Source organism: Cytobacillus sp. FSL K6-0265, assembly GCF_038003465.1.
Taxonomy (GTDB): domain Bacteria; phylum Bacillota; class Bacilli; order Bacillales; family Cytobacillaceae; genus Cytobacillus; species Cytobacillus stercorigallinarum.
The window spans coordinates 934,978-950,063 of record NZ_JBBOPE010000001.1 but is presented as its reverse complement, the minus strand read 5'-3'; the positions used below and the strand labels follow the sequence as shown (position 1 = coordinate 950,063).

The 15,086-nt window shown below is 36.2% G+C and carries 15 protein-coding genes; 4 read left to right on the top strand and 11 right to left on the bottom strand.

Features of this window, described 5'->3' with window-relative positions:
• Positions 1-67: 67 nt before the first annotated feature.
• Entirely contained in the window at positions 68-313 is a 246-nt protein-coding gene (locus MHH73_RS04905; RefSeq protein ID WP_191815252.1) for a DUF2164 domain-containing protein, read from the top strand.
• A 42-nt stretch (positions 314-355) separates the two neighbouring features.
• On the opposite strand, the gene MHH73_RS04900 is transcribed toward MHH73_RS04905, so the two are convergent.
• Positions 356-1,075, bottom strand: a complete 720-nt coding sequence (locus MHH73_RS04900; RefSeq protein ID WP_341065165.1) for a glycerophosphodiester phosphodiesterase — start codon at positions 1,073-1,075, stop codon at positions 356-358.
• Between the two features lie 157 nt (positions 1,076-1,232).
• On the opposite strand from MHH73_RS04900, the gene MHH73_RS04895 reads away from it, so the two are divergent.
• Both MHH73_RS04895 and MHH73_RS04890 read left to right on the top strand, forming a co-directional pair.
• The gene (locus MHH73_RS04895; protein ID WP_341065163.1) at positions 1,233-2,075 is read left to right on the top strand and encodes an MBL fold metallo-hydrolase; all 843 of its coding nucleotides are present in this window, start codon (positions 1,233-1,235) and stop codon (positions 2,073-2,075) included.
• 93 nt (positions 2,076-2,168) lie between these two features.
• On the top strand, positions 2,169-3,128 hold the full coding sequence (locus tag MHH73_RS04890) for a D-2-hydroxyacid dehydrogenase (protein ID WP_341065161.1): 960 nt from the start codon (positions 2,169-2,171) through the stop codon (positions 3,126-3,128).
• Between the two features lie 81 nt (positions 3,129-3,209).
• On the opposite strand, the gene MHH73_RS04885 is transcribed toward MHH73_RS04890, so the two are convergent.
• The 5 genes from MHH73_RS04885 to MHH73_RS04865 form a co-directional block, all read right to left on the bottom strand.
• Positions 3,210-4,154, bottom strand: coding sequence for a DMT family transporter (locus tag MHH73_RS04885; RefSeq protein WP_341065159.1), 945 nt, complete (start codon positions 4,152-4,154; stop codon positions 3,210-3,212).
• 152 nt (positions 4,155-4,306) lie between these two features.
• A complete protein-coding gene (locus MHH73_RS04880) occupies positions 4,307-5,704 on the bottom strand; it encodes a M20/M25/M40 family metallo-hydrolase (RefSeq protein ID WP_341065157.1) in 1,398 nt (465 codons plus the stop codon).
• 356 nt (positions 5,705-6,060) lie between these two features.
• The gene (locus tag MHH73_RS04875) at positions 6,061-6,621 is read right to left on the bottom strand and encodes an NAD(P)/FAD-dependent oxidoreductase (protein ID WP_191815265.1); all 561 of its coding nucleotides are present in this window, start codon (positions 6,619-6,621) and stop codon (positions 6,061-6,063) included.
• 74 nt (positions 6,622-6,695) lie between these two features.
• The gene (locus MHH73_RS04870; RefSeq protein ID WP_341065153.1) at positions 6,696-7,142 is read right to left on the bottom strand and encodes a GNAT family N-acetyltransferase; all 447 of its coding nucleotides are present in this window, start codon (positions 7,140-7,142) and stop codon (positions 6,696-6,698) included.
• Between the two features lie 19 nt (positions 7,143-7,161).
• Entirely contained in the window at positions 7,162-7,395 is a 234-nt protein-coding gene (locus tag MHH73_RS04865; protein WP_191815270.1) for an excisionase family DNA-binding protein, read from the bottom strand.
• A 173-nt stretch (positions 7,396-7,568) separates the two neighbouring features.
• Here MHH73_RS04865 and MHH73_RS04860 point away from each other — a divergent pair, with 173 nt between their 5' ends.
• A complete protein-coding gene (locus tag MHH73_RS04860) occupies positions 7,569-9,221 on the top strand; it encodes a PAS domain S-box protein (RefSeq protein ID WP_191815272.1) in 1,653 nt (550 codons plus the stop codon).
• A 526-nt stretch (positions 9,222-9,747) separates the two neighbouring features.
• On the opposite strand, the gene MHH73_RS04855 is transcribed toward MHH73_RS04860, so the two are convergent.
• The 5 genes from MHH73_RS04855 to MHH73_RS04835 all read right to left on the bottom strand — a co-directional run bounded on the left by MHH73_RS04855 (position 9,748) and on the right by MHH73_RS04835 (position 14,969).
• On the bottom strand, positions 9,748-10,926 hold the full coding sequence (locus MHH73_RS04855) for a toxic anion resistance protein (protein WP_191815274.1): 1,179 nt from the start codon (positions 10,924-10,926) through the stop codon (positions 9,748-9,750).
• Positions 10,923-11,579: a 5-bromo-4-chloroindolyl phosphate hydrolysis family protein gene (locus MHH73_RS04850; RefSeq protein ID WP_191815277.1), complete on the bottom strand. Its 657-nt coding sequence runs from the start codon at positions 11,577-11,579 to the stop codon at positions 10,923-10,925. The genes MHH73_RS04855 and MHH73_RS04850 overlap by 4 nt, the downstream gene beginning before the upstream one ends.
• 294 nt (positions 11,580-11,873) lie before the next feature.
• The gene (locus MHH73_RS04845) at positions 11,874-13,316 is read right to left on the bottom strand and encodes a PAS domain S-box protein (protein ID WP_191815279.1); all 1,443 of its coding nucleotides are present in this window, start codon (positions 13,314-13,316) and stop codon (positions 11,874-11,876) included.
• A 61-nt stretch (positions 13,317-13,377) separates the two neighbouring features.
• The gene (locus MHH73_RS04840) at positions 13,378-14,301 is read right to left on the bottom strand and encodes a ketopantoate reductase family protein (RefSeq protein WP_191815281.1); all 924 of its coding nucleotides are present in this window, start codon (positions 14,299-14,301) and stop codon (positions 13,378-13,380) included.
• Between the two features lie 131 nt (positions 14,302-14,432).
• Positions 14,433-14,969 (bottom strand): class D sortase, encoded by a 537-nt coding sequence (locus tag MHH73_RS04835; protein WP_445662539.1) that lies wholly within the window; start codon positions 14,967-14,969, stop codon positions 14,433-14,435.
• Between the last annotated feature and the right edge of the window lie 117 nt (positions 14,970-15,086).

Below are 15,086 nucleotides of genomic sequence, written 5' to 3'. Positions count from 1 at the left end.
ACTATTCAACACATGCATCAGAATCATTCATGGTGTATGATGGTCGTATAGAAATGGAGGTCATTACATGTTTTATCGACTGACAAAAGAACAGCAGCAACAAATGATTGAAGAAATCCAACAGTTTTTTCTTCAGGAAAAAGATGAGGATCTTTCCGAATTCGCCGCTGAGCGTGTGTTAGATTTTTTCAAAGAATCACTTGCCCCTCACTTTTACAATGCAGCTATCCAAGACACTCAATCCATGCTAAAAGAACAGTTTGCTAGTATTGAAGATGAGGTATTAACCTTAGAGCGTCCCATTCGACGCTAATGAAAAAAGTGGCCTAATCAGCCACTTTTTTGTATACTACATTCATTGATAGTTGGAAACAAATTCATCACAAAAATCGGTCATAACCACTTCAACGCCTTGATTAAGTAATGATTGAGCATCGGACCATCGATTAATTGTATAAGTTCGTAATGGGATTTTGTTTTCTATTGCCTGTATACCATATATGGATTGCGCAAATTCTTTTTGACAATGAATAGCATCAGCACCAATATTCTGAGCTACCTTAATCGCATTAGCGTGTATACCTAGAATTAAATACCCTGTATTTATTTCACTATCTAATGTTCGAATTCTCTTTACACTCTCAGGATTAAAAGATGAGAGAATGATGCGCTCTCTTAAACCATATTGCTCAATTAAAGTTAACACCTTCTCCTCCATGCCATCGTAGCGAAACACATCATTTTTCAATTCAACATTTATAACCAATTCATTATGATCCTCTTTCGCCCATTGAAAAACCTCTTCTAAATGTGGGATTCTCGCATGGTTAAATTCGGTGTCAAACCAACTCCCTGCATCAAATTGCACAATATCTTTATATTTAAAATCCCTGATAAACCCTGTACCATCTGTTGTCCGATTGATTTTCTCATCATGAATGATGACAAGTTCACCATCTTTAGATAATTGGACATCTAATTCGATTCCATGAACACCAGTTTTTCTTGCTGCTTCAAAAGCAAGCATCGTATTTTCCGGAAAGCGACCACTTAATCCACGGTGGGCAAATATCATTGCTCAACCACCCTCTCCCTTTTCTACAATTGTATAAAAATTATTTAAACACAGTATGAATCGTTTGTAAAAAATTCCTTTTTATTAATGTTAAAGATTAATCGAATGTAAGCAGGGTATACTCTCATATAAAGACATGTAAAGGAGATAAAATCTTATGAGAGAGTATGGTTCTGAGCAACATTATATGCCTATCACCTCAACAACGAGCGGTATGATTGTTCATTCTGCAGAAGGTGTTGATTATATAAACATTCAAATCGTTAATGTTTGTTTTGTTAAAACAGCAGAGGATGCATGGGTCCTTGTTGATGCTGGTATGCCAAAATCAGCCCATAAAATTATTGAAGCTGCTGAAGAATTATATGGAAGTGGTGCGAAGCCTGTTGCGATCATATTAACCCATGGACATTTTGATCACGTAGGAGCGATTCATGAGCTATTAGAAGAATGGGATGTCCCTGTTTATGCTCATTCAATGGAATTACCTTATTTAACTGGTCGGAAAGATTATCCAGAACCTGATAATACAGTTGATGGTGGATTATTAGCTAAGTTCTCCAATTTATTCCCTAATGAAGGGATTAATATTTCACAGCATGTAAAACCGTTACCAAGAGATGGTCATATTGATGAAATGCCCGGTTGGCAGTGGCTTCATACCCCTGGACATACAGAGGGCCATATTTCACTTTTCCGCAAAAGCGATGGTGTCTTAATTGCTGGTGATGCCTTTTGTACGGTTAAACAAGAGTCCCTTTTTAAAGTAATGACACAGGAGCAAGAAATTAGTGGCCCACCAAGGTATTTAACCACTGATTGGCAACTAGCAAGAGAATCTGTCAGAAAACTCTCTGACCTTAATCCTCATATCGCCATCACAGGACATGGTATTCCTATGGCTGAACAAACTCTCCAACAAAGCCTTATCACTTTAGTAAGGGAGTTTGATGACATCGCAATGCCTGAGACTGGTAGATATATTAAAGACGACGAATAATAGTAATATTCAATATCTTTTATTTCGGTATCCTGAAGATTTTGCTATTATAAAGAGTAGACTTGCAAATTTTCTACTGATGGAGGATACCTTATGTCTAAAAGAAAAATGATTATCACACAAAACTTAAGCGAAGAACTTAAATCAGCCATTACAGAAATTACTCCTGATTGGGAGCACATCATAGGCAAGGATCACGACGTATGGGAGAGTCATATGAAGGATGCAGAAGTGATTGTTGCATGGAAACATCGTATGCATGATACCTATAGGAATAACGCTAACCTTCGTTGGATTCAAACATGGAGTGCTGGTGTGAATTATTTACCGCTCGAAGACTTTGACAAGAAAAACATCCTTCTTACAAGTGCAAACGGGGTGCATGCTTATCCAATTTCGGAAACGATTTTTGCATTGATGTTAGGTTTAACGAGAAGTATCGACCGTTATGTTAAACAACAACAAGAGAAAGTATGGGATGGAACTGGTAATAAACTCGAAATGCATGGAAAAACCATCGGTATTATTGGTGTGGGAATGATTGGACAAGAGACTGCTCGAATTGCCAAAGCGTTTAATATGCATGTCATTGGTGTAAGGCATTCAGGCAAACCTGTCGATTACGTTGATGAAATGTATACTTCACTGGAACTTGACGACATCCTACCTAAATGTGATTATATTGTCGTCACCCTGCCTTTAACGAAGGATACATACCATATGTTCAGTAAAGAACAATTCAAACGCATGAAACAAACGGCATTTTTTATTAATATTGGACGCGGGGAAATCGTTGATGAAAACGCACTTTATCATGCACTTTCAGAAGGAGAAATTAAAGGTGCTGGTATTGATGTTTTCGAAAAAGAGCCGCTACCTGAAGATAGTCCATTATGGGGATTAAATAACTTAATCATCACCCCACATACATCGGGATCAACCGAACATTATAACGAAAGAGTCATTAAAAACATCTTCATTCCTAACCTAAAAAAATATTTGAATGGCGATGCCCTTGATACGAATGTAGTGGATTATAAAAAAGGATATTAAGAGAAACAAAATCCGAACAATTATTTAAACGCTGCTATTGCTTCGAATAATTGTTCGGATTTTTCAACTTCATTTACAAATCTATTTGTTTGCTACGTTTCTTTCTTTTATTGGCTTCATCTTCTCTGTTCTTCTTTTTCTTAATAATGTTTCAATTGCACCTGATCCAAGGAGAACACCAGGAATGATAAAGACAAGACCAATCCAATGATAAATCGTGATTTGCTCCCCTAAAAATAGTGCCGATCCGACAAGAGCAAAGAATGTATTTAAATTTAAAAAGATGGCCGCTTCAGCCGGACCAATTTTACTAATCGCATAATTGTAGCCCATTTGTCCAATAGCCGTTGCTAATATGGCAGATGCTAAGAATAAAATCCATAAAGAACTTGGTGCATCTAATAAATTTGAAAATGCCATAGGCTCTGACATCAAACCTATGCCGGCGAGGATGATCCCCCCAAATATCAGCATATAGCCAGTGAGTAGTCTACTATCAATGGTCTTCGCTGCCTTACTAATAAGAATAAAGCTGAACGCTTGAGATAGAATCGATAAGAAAATATAAATATCGCCAAAAGAAAAACCAGATAACCCTCCATTACCGATTACGACGATAAAAGAAACACCAATAATGCCAAAGATAAAACCTATCATCTGCATTCGTGAAGGTATGGTTTTAATGATAATTGCTGAGAGAATAGCTGTTAAGACTGGCCCTGATCCTAATATTAATCCTCCGTTTGCACCCGAGGTTTCCAATAACCCATGTGCAAGAAAAAAGTGATGAGCTGTAATATTAAAGAGGCCACCATATATGATATATTGTAATTCCTTCCGATTTGGTCTTCTTACTTTCCCTATAACTCCAAGCATAAGAAAAACAAAAAATCCCGCAACTAGAATCCTGATTGCAGTAATCGTAATCGGTGGGAAAGAAGAGACAAGGATTTTAATCGCGGATACATTAAATCCCCATATCATCATTAATATTGTCATAAATATAAATAGACCGAGCTTGTTCATTCCCATCCTTCTTTCCGTCTTTGTAATGAAGTAAATTTTATCATATATCTTCTTTATATGGAGAAAAAGTGTGCAATTGATAACCAAATACGGAAATGAGCAAGAAAAGATGGGAGCATACGCCCCCACCTTTACAGAAACTGAACCCTTATCTATTTTAAATCCTCTTCAAGAAACATCTGTGGCTCGACCTTTTTCGCTTGCTGTTTTCTAGGTTTGAACATACGATCGATTTGCGCTTGTTGATATACCGCCGTTCCAACAATACTGGCTACATCCTTTAGTTTTTCCTTACTAATTTTATCTATCGTATCATCTGGTGTATGGTACCAAGGCTCTGATGGGCTGTGAATAAATAAAGCTGCTGGAATACCTACCTCTGCAAATGGCACATGATCACTGCTGCCACCACTTCTAATCGGTGTTGCTTCTCCATTTAACCTCGTGCTAGTCGCTTGAGCTAACTCGGTGACAAGGTTTGGCTCACCATCAAGTGTGGCCAAAACGAGATCACCTGCATCTCTACTCCCGACCATATCTAAGTTAAAATTCGCCACAATTCTATCTCGTTCATCTTCAGGTAAACTATTTACATAATGTGTAGATCCAAGTAATCCTACTTCTTCAGCACCAAATGTAATAAAACGAATTTCTGTATCAGTTGGGAATAACTTAAGTATCCTTGCCAATTCAAGTGTCATCGCTGTTCCTGAAGCATCATCATTGGCACCTGGCGCACCAGCAACGGAATCATGGTGAGCACCAATAACAATAATATCATTCGTACCTCTTAATTTTGAGGTCGGCTTTTTTGTCGCTATGACATTATGAGACGTTTTCTCTCCCGTACTTGCCCCTTCTATATTGATAGTCGCCTCAGTCACTTCCCCGGCTTCTAGGCTAGCAAGCAACGCATCTCCCTCCGCTTTTGACAAAGAAATGGCTGGAACAAATTGATTATTATGTTCTCCCAATGTTCCATTTAAAGAGCCCTCACTATTATTAAAAATAATGACTCCCGCTGCCCCTGCCTCTCCTGCATTCAACACTTTCTCACTGAAACTTAACTCTCCGCGCTTGATTAAAACAATTTTCCCCGTAACATCACCTAATTCTTCTGGTTTTCCAAGACCGCCATAGACGATCTCACCACTCACATTCCCACTAATAGAATATGTAAAATAGTCAGGGTTTAATTGCTCATTATATCCATCTACTTGTAGTTCAGTCGTATGTGGTGGAGTATATCCAACATAGGTAAACGGTTGAATATCTGCACGATAGCCGTAATTCCTAAACTCTCTTTTGATATATTCGACAGCCTCATCTTCCTGTTCTGTCCCAGCAACTCTCGGCTCTCTGGCAAGATGAGCAATATTGCGATAGATTTTGTGCTCATTTACTAATTTTGTAATTAAATAGTCATAGAAATGATTAGAATGATTCTGTGTTTCAGCTGCCTCAACAGGTTTCACAACATAACCTTGAACACCTAATGCACCAAATACGAGAGTAGTAGCTAAACTCCATTTTAAGATAGATTTCTTCATTTTTTCCTCCTGTTAATTTATTTTCTAAAAGTTTAGACTATTAACTCCAAGTTATTAAGTGTAGTATTCACTATCTTTTAATAGGGAGAAAATGCTAGTTTTTCATATACGAACCTTCTAACTACAAATGATGGATGATAAATGATGGATAGAAGAGGTTGATTATTAAAAATTACATATAAAGTGAAAGGAGTCTTACGGGAAGACAAATTTTCTGGCGAGCTATTTAGGCAATACAAAACAGTGAGACTGCAAAATCAGCCTCCCATTCTCAGTGAAATGGCATGTTCCCCCAACTATTGACACAAAACCAAAAAAGCTGACCATAACAGTCAGCTTTCTTAAACAACTACTATTTATTTCAATACATCGTGGTCCACATAACGCTCACCATTTATCTCGCTAATTACATTAATAGCTACCTTCGCGCCATCGCCAGCAGTAATAATTGTATGTACACTTACACCTGCTGTCGTTCCTGCAGCCCAGATACCAGGAATATTGGTTTGACCTGATGCATCGACATCAATAATGGTTTTTACTCTTGGCTCTGTTCCAGGTTTCGTTTGTACACCTGCTCTTTCGGCTAAATCTGCTAAGAACCCTGTTGCTAAAATCACATGTTTCGCTTCATAACTACCTTCAGAAGCAGTAACAACAAAACCTTCTTCTTTTTTCTCAATAGATTCTACTGTTGCCTCTACTATTTCTGCCCCAAATTTCTCTGCTTGTTTTTTACCTGTGCTAACCAAATCCGGACCTGATACCTCTAATACACCATAATGGTTTTCAACCCACGCCCTTTTGGTTACACCTTTGTCATTATCAATAACAATTACTTTTTTCCCCGCTTTAGCAGCAAATAAAGCTGCACTAGCACCAGAAGGTCCTGCTCCAACGATTAGAATATCATACATGTTCCATTCCTCCTCTAGAAATACTCTCACTTTTCTAGAATAGACAAAATAATTAGAAATGTAAAACATTCTACTCAAAGCTGCTTTTGTAGAATCACCATGTGAATGAGTTGTTTACCACCCTCATAAATAGGTTGGTCATAATATTTAACAAAGAAATCATCAATCTGATGTGAAATATGAAATCCACACGCTTGGTAAAAAGGAATCGTAAGGGGACTATCTCCCGTTCCTACTTGAAGCATGCGGGCTCTCCCTTTATAGATATCTTCCAAAAGCTGAATCATCTTTTTGCCATATCCTTTTCGTTTTAAATGCGGGACCACCGCTAGATTCTTTATTTCATATATATCTTCTTTCTCCTCTGTTACCACACAAACACCGATCAACTTTTGTTTATCCTCGAAAATATAAAGATCTCCCCGTTCTAGATACTGATCAATCATATTCTCTTGTTCATCTGCAAGCAGTAGCAGATCCAAATATCTTTTCTTATCTTTATTCACTAGCTTTAACTTCAACATGTCACATCCTTACTAATCAATCTTCATCCTTTATATCCCTATCTTCTGGAATTGGTTCTTTCGATAATTCTTCCACCAATTTCTTATATTTTTCTAATTGTTGAAAATGGGTCTTAAATTGGTCTTTATAAATAAGTACTGCTCCCTCGCTATCATGAATGACACGGATTTTACCTTGGAGGATCAACTCTTCCACATAAGTGACTGACACCGATAAATATTGAGCTGTTTCTTCTATTGTTAAATACATGATTCCTTCATCTCCTCCAACTAGTTTCTACTATTATAACTTATTTTTTTAAAAGCTTATTTATCCTACTATCATACTTAATTATTAAAATACTCAATCTTTAATGGCGAAATTATTCAGAATCGATTACTATATAATAGTGATTATTTGTTTTACAGAACAGGAGCATAGATATGAAAACAAAATTCTTAATCTTCTTTTTTCTAGGTAGTATCATTTGGGTCATTTCAACAAACCTACTCATTAGTGTATTTCATACACCATCTAACCTATTCCCCATGATACATATAAAAGACATTATATATATCTCCTTTACTACTTGTCTCTTCTACTATTTTATAAAAAGAATTGAAGAATTAAATACATCCAAAGAAGATAAAGAGAGATTATCCACACTTATAAATGCAATGGTCGATTTCGTAAATTTTAAAGATGAAAAAGGAAGATGGATCGAAGCGAATAAAGTCGCCCTTGAACTATTTAACCTTGAAGAAGACCAATATCGGGGAAAAACAGATATTGAACTCGGCGATCAGGCAAGAAGTTTTTACAAAAATTCCTTCGCTCATTGTATGATTTCAGATGAGGAAACATGGGATAGTGGAAAAATTACGAGAATCGAGGAAAATATTTTACAGCCCGATGGAACAAAGAGGACATTTGACACGATTAAAGTGCCTCTTTTTCATGAAGACCGAAGTAGAAAAGGACTTGTCATTATCGGTAGAGATATTTCCGAAAGAAAGAAATTGGATGAATTATTGCAAGAAAGTCAGCAGCAATATAAATCGCTGTTTTTGTATAGCCAGGATATGATCGTAATGATGGATCTATCCGGACGAATTACTCAAGCAAACCCTCAATTTAAGGAGATAACCGGTTATCACCCAGAAGAAGTACTCCAACAACCTATCACCCACCTATTTCCTAAAGACTTACATGATGAAGTATTTAATAGTCTTGAACACATACGACAAACAAATCAACATATACAATGTGAGATGGTTATGAACCATAAAGATGGTCCCCAGATCATCTTAGAATGTACAGCTGTGCCTATGATTATCAATAATAAACAAGCTGGTATTATTTTTTATGGGAAAGACGTCACAAAACTACGATTAGCTGAAGAACAATTAAGAAAAACGGAAAAGTTATCTGTAGTTGGTGAACTTTCTGCGAGTGTGGCTCATGAAATAAGAAACCCACTCACTTCATTAAAAGGATTTGTCCAAGTATTAACGACAGAAGACAGTAAACATGAATTTTATTATCGCATTATGGAAGAAGAATTGGATCGCATCAATCATATTGTTAGCGAACTATTACTACTAGCCAAACCACAAGAGATTAAATTCATTCAAGCAGACATCTTTGAATTACTCCATAATGTCATTTCACTATTAAAAACAGAAGCATCACTCCATAATATCCAAATACAATTAAAGACATATTTACGCACGCAAATTTCTATACTGTGTGAGCCTAATCAACTTAAACAATTATTTATCAATTTAATTAAGAATGCTATTGAAGCCTCAACTGACGGAGACGGTCAAATCATCATTTCATTAGAAAAAGAAGAGGATAAGGCCATCATTAAAATATCTGATAATGGGGATGGGATGTCTCCGGAATTATTAACAAAACTCGGCGAACCTTTTTATTCATCCAAAGAAAAAGGTACTGGTCTTGGCTTAACAGTCAGCAATAAAATAGTCCAAAGCCACAATGGTTCCATTGATTTCTCAAGTGTTTTACATGAGGGAACAACAGTAACTGTCAAGCTACCGATACAAATCGCTTCCCGTGTACCAGTTGGGTAATGGAAAAGCCAAAATGCCATTTCTCGGCGAACATTGGCATTTTGGCTTGGCTATTCCTCTAATCTTTAACATAAGTTTCGATAACACATCTAGCCAGTTTTTCTTGCTTTTGTGTTCTTAGTTCTATGGAGCCTCTTTTTGGGCTAGATTTCTTCTCTTTCCCATATGCCCACACAACTCGGATCTTTCACTCCACTTGTGTGCGAATTTTCCATGTTCATTTTTGTGATTCCTTCTTAATCTACCCTTTACCATTCTTGAGAGACCTTTAATTCGGCTAATGAAAGCTGCATTCCTTCTATTCATACAGTTTCTCTTTTATATGCATTTTTGTATGCGGAACTTTTGCCGAAATCTTTCTATTACCCCCTCACTTCTGCTAAGTCTGGTTTTTCTCAGTTTTCTGTTCCGCCTACTTATTCAACTTTCTAGACATGCCCTTTCAGTTTAATTATTCTTTCACCTAAAAAGGCACAAACAAATACTAAATGAGCATTTGTTTGTGCCTAATGATATAAACCTCTCTTTATTTATCTTTTACTTCTAATAATTTCAACCTCAAGTCGTTTTCCATATGGGCTAGATCACTTTCGGCTTGTTTTCTTTTATGTCTGCCTTCTTCTTGGATGCGTAATGTTTCTTCAATCGTTTCGACAAGGTTTTGCTGAGTTTTCTTTAATGTTTCTATATCTACTAAACCACGTTCATTCTCTTTCGCTGTTTCGATTGTGTTCATTTTCAGCATTTCTGCATTCTTCAATAGTAAATCATTGGTTGCCTTTGACACCTGTTTTTGTGCTTCGACTGCATGGCGTTGGCGAATCAACGTTAAAGCAATAGAGACTTGATTCTTCCATAATGGAATGGCAGTCATAATGGATGATTGTATCTTTTCAACTAGCGCTTGGTTTGTATTTTGAATCAATCGAATTTGAGGCGCACTTTGGATAGTAATCTCTCGACTTAGTTTTAGATCGTATAATCGTTTATCCAATCTCTCAGCAAACTGGACTAAGTCATTCACTTCCTGTACTTTCATTTGATCCTGTGATGATTCAGCTTTCTTTTTTAAATCCGGAATAGATCGTTCTCTCATTTCCTCCAGCTTCAGTTCCCCAGCAGCGATATAAATATTTAAAGCATGAAAATATTCTTTATTGCTTTCATATAGCTTATCTAGCATCACAATATCTGAAAGAAGCAAGTTTTTACTACGTTCTAACTTCACACTAATGCGATCTATTTGTGCGCCTACCTTTTGATATTGCGACAATACTTCATGGACAGAACCTGAAAGCTTGCCGAATATTTTTGAGAAAAAGCCTGGTTTTTCCTGTTTTAAATCATCCGGGTTCACTTCATTAAATTTTTGCATCAGTTCCCCTAATATTGAACCTACTTCACCGACATCTTTTCTTTGCACATGATCAAGCATCGCATGTGAAAAATTGAGTAATTTTGATTGAGCAGGTGTACCATATGAAATCATAGCTTGATGATTACTCGGGTCGATCTGGTCAGCTAATTGGTAAGCTTTTTGTCGGTTTTCCTCTGGAATGACATCAATCAATTTTACTCGATTCGATGAGTCCTCACTTTTAACCTTTGTCTCTGCCTCTTTACTACCAAACGGGTCCTCTAAAAGATCATCCAATAAATCTGCACCAAGGGTAGGTTGATTTGACGTATTTTTTTCTTTTGTCATTTTAATCGCCTACTTTCATCAATCGTTTTCTCATCCTTTAATTTCTTAATATTATGTTTGGCTACATCTATCTCATAATGAAGGTCATCAATATCATTCGCTAGTACCGAACGTAAATCTTTATCTACATGAACCATTAGCTCTTGCAACGTTTTTCTGGTCTCTGTTAATGATCGCTCAAGTTCCCAATCCTTCTTCGGTTGAGAGGAAAGAAAAACATATTTTTCAGCGAGTTCTACCGCTGAATCCAAATGCGAATAGAAGAATGATTCTGCTTGATAAAAACGTCTCGGCTCCTTTTGCACAAGTTGGTAAATCCTTTTGGTCACTTTAATAAAATCTTTACGTTGACGACCAGATGGCCAATGGCGAATGGCCATTAAAGCACGATGTAAGCGAGTCATCTTGATTCGGGCATCTTCTAAATTATCTTGTATAAATCGAAACTCTTTCCGTTTGAGCCCCTTACTTTTCATCCAACGATGGACAATAATTATTCCACTTATCCAATACGTAAAAGCACCCACCCCGGCACCAATTAATCCACTCATCCAAAAACCGTTATTCATAAAAAAGTAGCTAATTAACCATGTCAACACAGACACAGGTACAGTGATCAGTATCCGTAAAAAAAACACATAGAACGGGTTCAAAATTATCGACTCCTGACTTTACGCTTATACTATTTACGTAATTCGTCTTATTTAAGTTTCAAAATAAGTAAACTTATTTTTATTTACCCTTACAGTATAAGAATACAACATTTGAAGGAGCTTTTTCCATGGACTAAGATTGTAATTCCAACTAAGCCTTAAGTCTTAAAGCTGATGTTTACAAAAAAACTCGCTTAAATAGCGAGAAAGGCTGAAATGATCATTAAATATAAAAAATGCATTTTCCATTATAAATGCATTCATTTATGTATCATTCATAAACGATGATTCCCTTTATGAATAACCTAGTTCAACGGTTACTACTGTACCGCCACCTGGTTTACTATCTATCTTCATCGTTCCGTTATGCTCTTGAATAATTTTATTGCTCACAGTCAGCCCTAAACCGATTCCTTTATCCTTTGTTGTATAAAAAGGAGTCCCTAAATAATGCAAACGATCTGAGCTTATACCTATACCCTCGTCTTTAAAATTAATTCTTACTCTTTTATTTCTTAATACTTCTATAGCTATAATGACTTCCCCACCGTTTGGCATTGACTCTATAGAGTTTTTTAAGAAATTAATAAACACTTGCTTTAATTGATTTTGATTGCACAGTAATTCAATTGATTGATTGGGCTTAATGAAACGAATTTGGACATTACACATCATAGCTTGTGGGTGAAGAAATTTAAATGTAGCTTCTAAAATCTCATAAAGGTCAAAATAATCATAATCAACTACTTGTGGCTTAGCTAAAGACATGAATTCATTGACAATTCCATCTATACGTTCTAGTTCATGAGAAATAATTGACAAATACTCTTTCTGTTTATCTTTCTCCTCCATATAATGTAATAGTTTTGAAAAACCCTTTAACGATGTCAGTGGATTTCTGATTTCATGTGCCACACTTGCTGCTAGTTGGCCAATAATGGATAGACGATCTAAATTTCTTAGAGCATCATCATTTTTTACTCGATCGGTGACATCCCTACCGACACAAACATACAATTGAATTTCATTAAACTCATTAAAAATCGGAGAAATATTTGACTCAATATATATGATATTCCCATTACTCGTTTTCATGCGTGATTGTAGGATTTGGGATTCTCCGGTATCATTAATTTTTTTATACAATAATTCACTGTATTCTCTTTCTTCTTTATTCATATGATCCATTACACCTTTGCCTAGATAGGTGCCTTTTTCCAACCCTAATAATTCCTCAAAGGATGGGGATACATAAATGACCTTCTTATCTAGACCGTACAGTAAAATTAAATCTGACGTGTGCTCTGTAATTAATCGACTGATCCCTAAATTATTTGAGACGATATCCTCTATACATTCAGTATCTGGCAATTCTTTAATAAATGTAATACCACCGACAATTTGCTCTAATGAATCATAAATGGGATAATGCGATAATTCCAAATTAATAAGATGACCATCTTTATGAATACCCTTTGCTTCCGCTTTATCTTGAAAAGGCTTTAATATATTGTCTTTCTTCAACCGCAAATGAGTATATAAATTCGTACCAAGTGCATCTTGTTCACGGTAGCCCAATAGGTCCGTATACGATTGATTAATTTTATTTATCCGATGATTTATGCTTGTCAAAACGATAGCTGCAGATGTATGGTTCATTAATAAGTGAGTAACCTCTCTTGGGTAAACCACCTTTAGGCTACTATGATTTTGAAAAAGCGCATCATTCTTTGACATAGAAACCTCCAAACTTCCTCTAACCCAGTTTATTCTACAATTTTATTCCTTTTCAGTGGTCTTAAACTGAATGACTATCAATACGTTGGATGTTTTCATATAACATCTGATTTGTGGTTGGTTGTGCTAGCTTGTGCTTTTTATACAATGCTAATACCGTTCCTGCAAAAAGCTCCACTTCACTTTTCCTTCCAGCCTCGACATCTTGTGCCATAGATGGCTTTCCCTCTGCATTTAATTGATTGAGAACATTTAACCAATAAGATAAGTCATCTTCTGTTAAAGTAATCCCTTCATATGGCGCAATACGAATCACTTCTCGCATTGCTGCAATCATTGTTTCTCTCGGTTCTCCCTCTACTTGAATTGTTCCATAATTCCCCCGATAGACTGCAACTGTCTGATTCACACCCACATTCAACATGAATTTGCCCCACTGTCTCTTTAGCATATTAGTATCTACTTCATAAGGGATGCCTGTGCGATCGAAAAATTCAGCTACTTCCTTTGTCATTATTGATATCGTTCCAGCCCCCTGATCGCCAAAACAAATCATCCCCATATGATGATAGCTTAGTATATTGTTTACTTTAACAGCATCCATCCCTTGGGCGACGCTATATAAAACCTTGTCTTCTCCAAATACACTACCTAATATGCGTTCACTTGAAATCCCGTTTAATAAAGAAAGAATGATTGTATGCTCACTGACAATTGGCTTAGCTAATTCAATGGCAGCATCCAACCCATCTGCTTTAACTGAAAAGATGAGTAAATCAACTGGTTTTTCTATGCTTTCTGGTGTTCTATAATCAAAATCGCAAAACTGTTCGTTTGCATAAACTCCTTTCTCTTTATATTTTTTAACTCTTGTCTCATCAGCAACAAATGTAAGTGCTCCTTTTGGTAATGAAAGGTTCATTTGGCTACCAAAAAGAATACCTAACGCACCCAATCCAATAAAAGAAACTGATTGAATCCCCATTCATCTAACCCTTTCATACTTTTATTGAAATTTTATCACAAAATTCTAAAAAAATAAGGGGCTAGAGAACGTTAGTATAATAATTTTATATGAATAAGGAATTCTTACCTATTTATTGCTCTATTTTCGTCTTATTTAACTCGCTCAGCATAAATAATGTATCTCTCAGGTGCATCTCCCACAAAACTAAAAGGATAGCAAGTGGTAACAATTAATTCTTCTTCTGTTTGTTGCAATGTAATCACACTTGTATCTTCTTTATCTACAATTTTTGTTTTAGTAATTTTATAATCAAATTCTCCATATGGTACCTTTATAGTGAAAATATCATTTAAATTTAACTTGCCCATCCCCCTAAAGACGGTGTCCCTATGACCTGAGAGTACAATTTGACCTCCCTCATCCGGATATAAACTTCCTAGATAATGACCAACTCCTTTAGCCAGATCATCTGCATCAACTCCCTCAATAATGGGTAATTCTGCATCAAGCTTTGGTATCGAGAGTATCCCTGCTGCTTCTCCCTTTTTCGGCAAATAAGCCTCTGTCTTTTGCACTCCTTCAGCTACCTTTGCTTTGGCCACTTGTAATGACTGTGATTCCTTCACATTACCAGCAACAATTGTCCAAACACTAAATCCGATAAATAATAGACCAATAAACATCATACTAAGACCGATTTTTTTCAAGCTCGTCTACACTCCATTCAAAAACGAATTAATCTACCAAATCTTAATTCCAGTATATAGTAAATCCTCTCTGATCTGGTAGCAATATTTTATTTT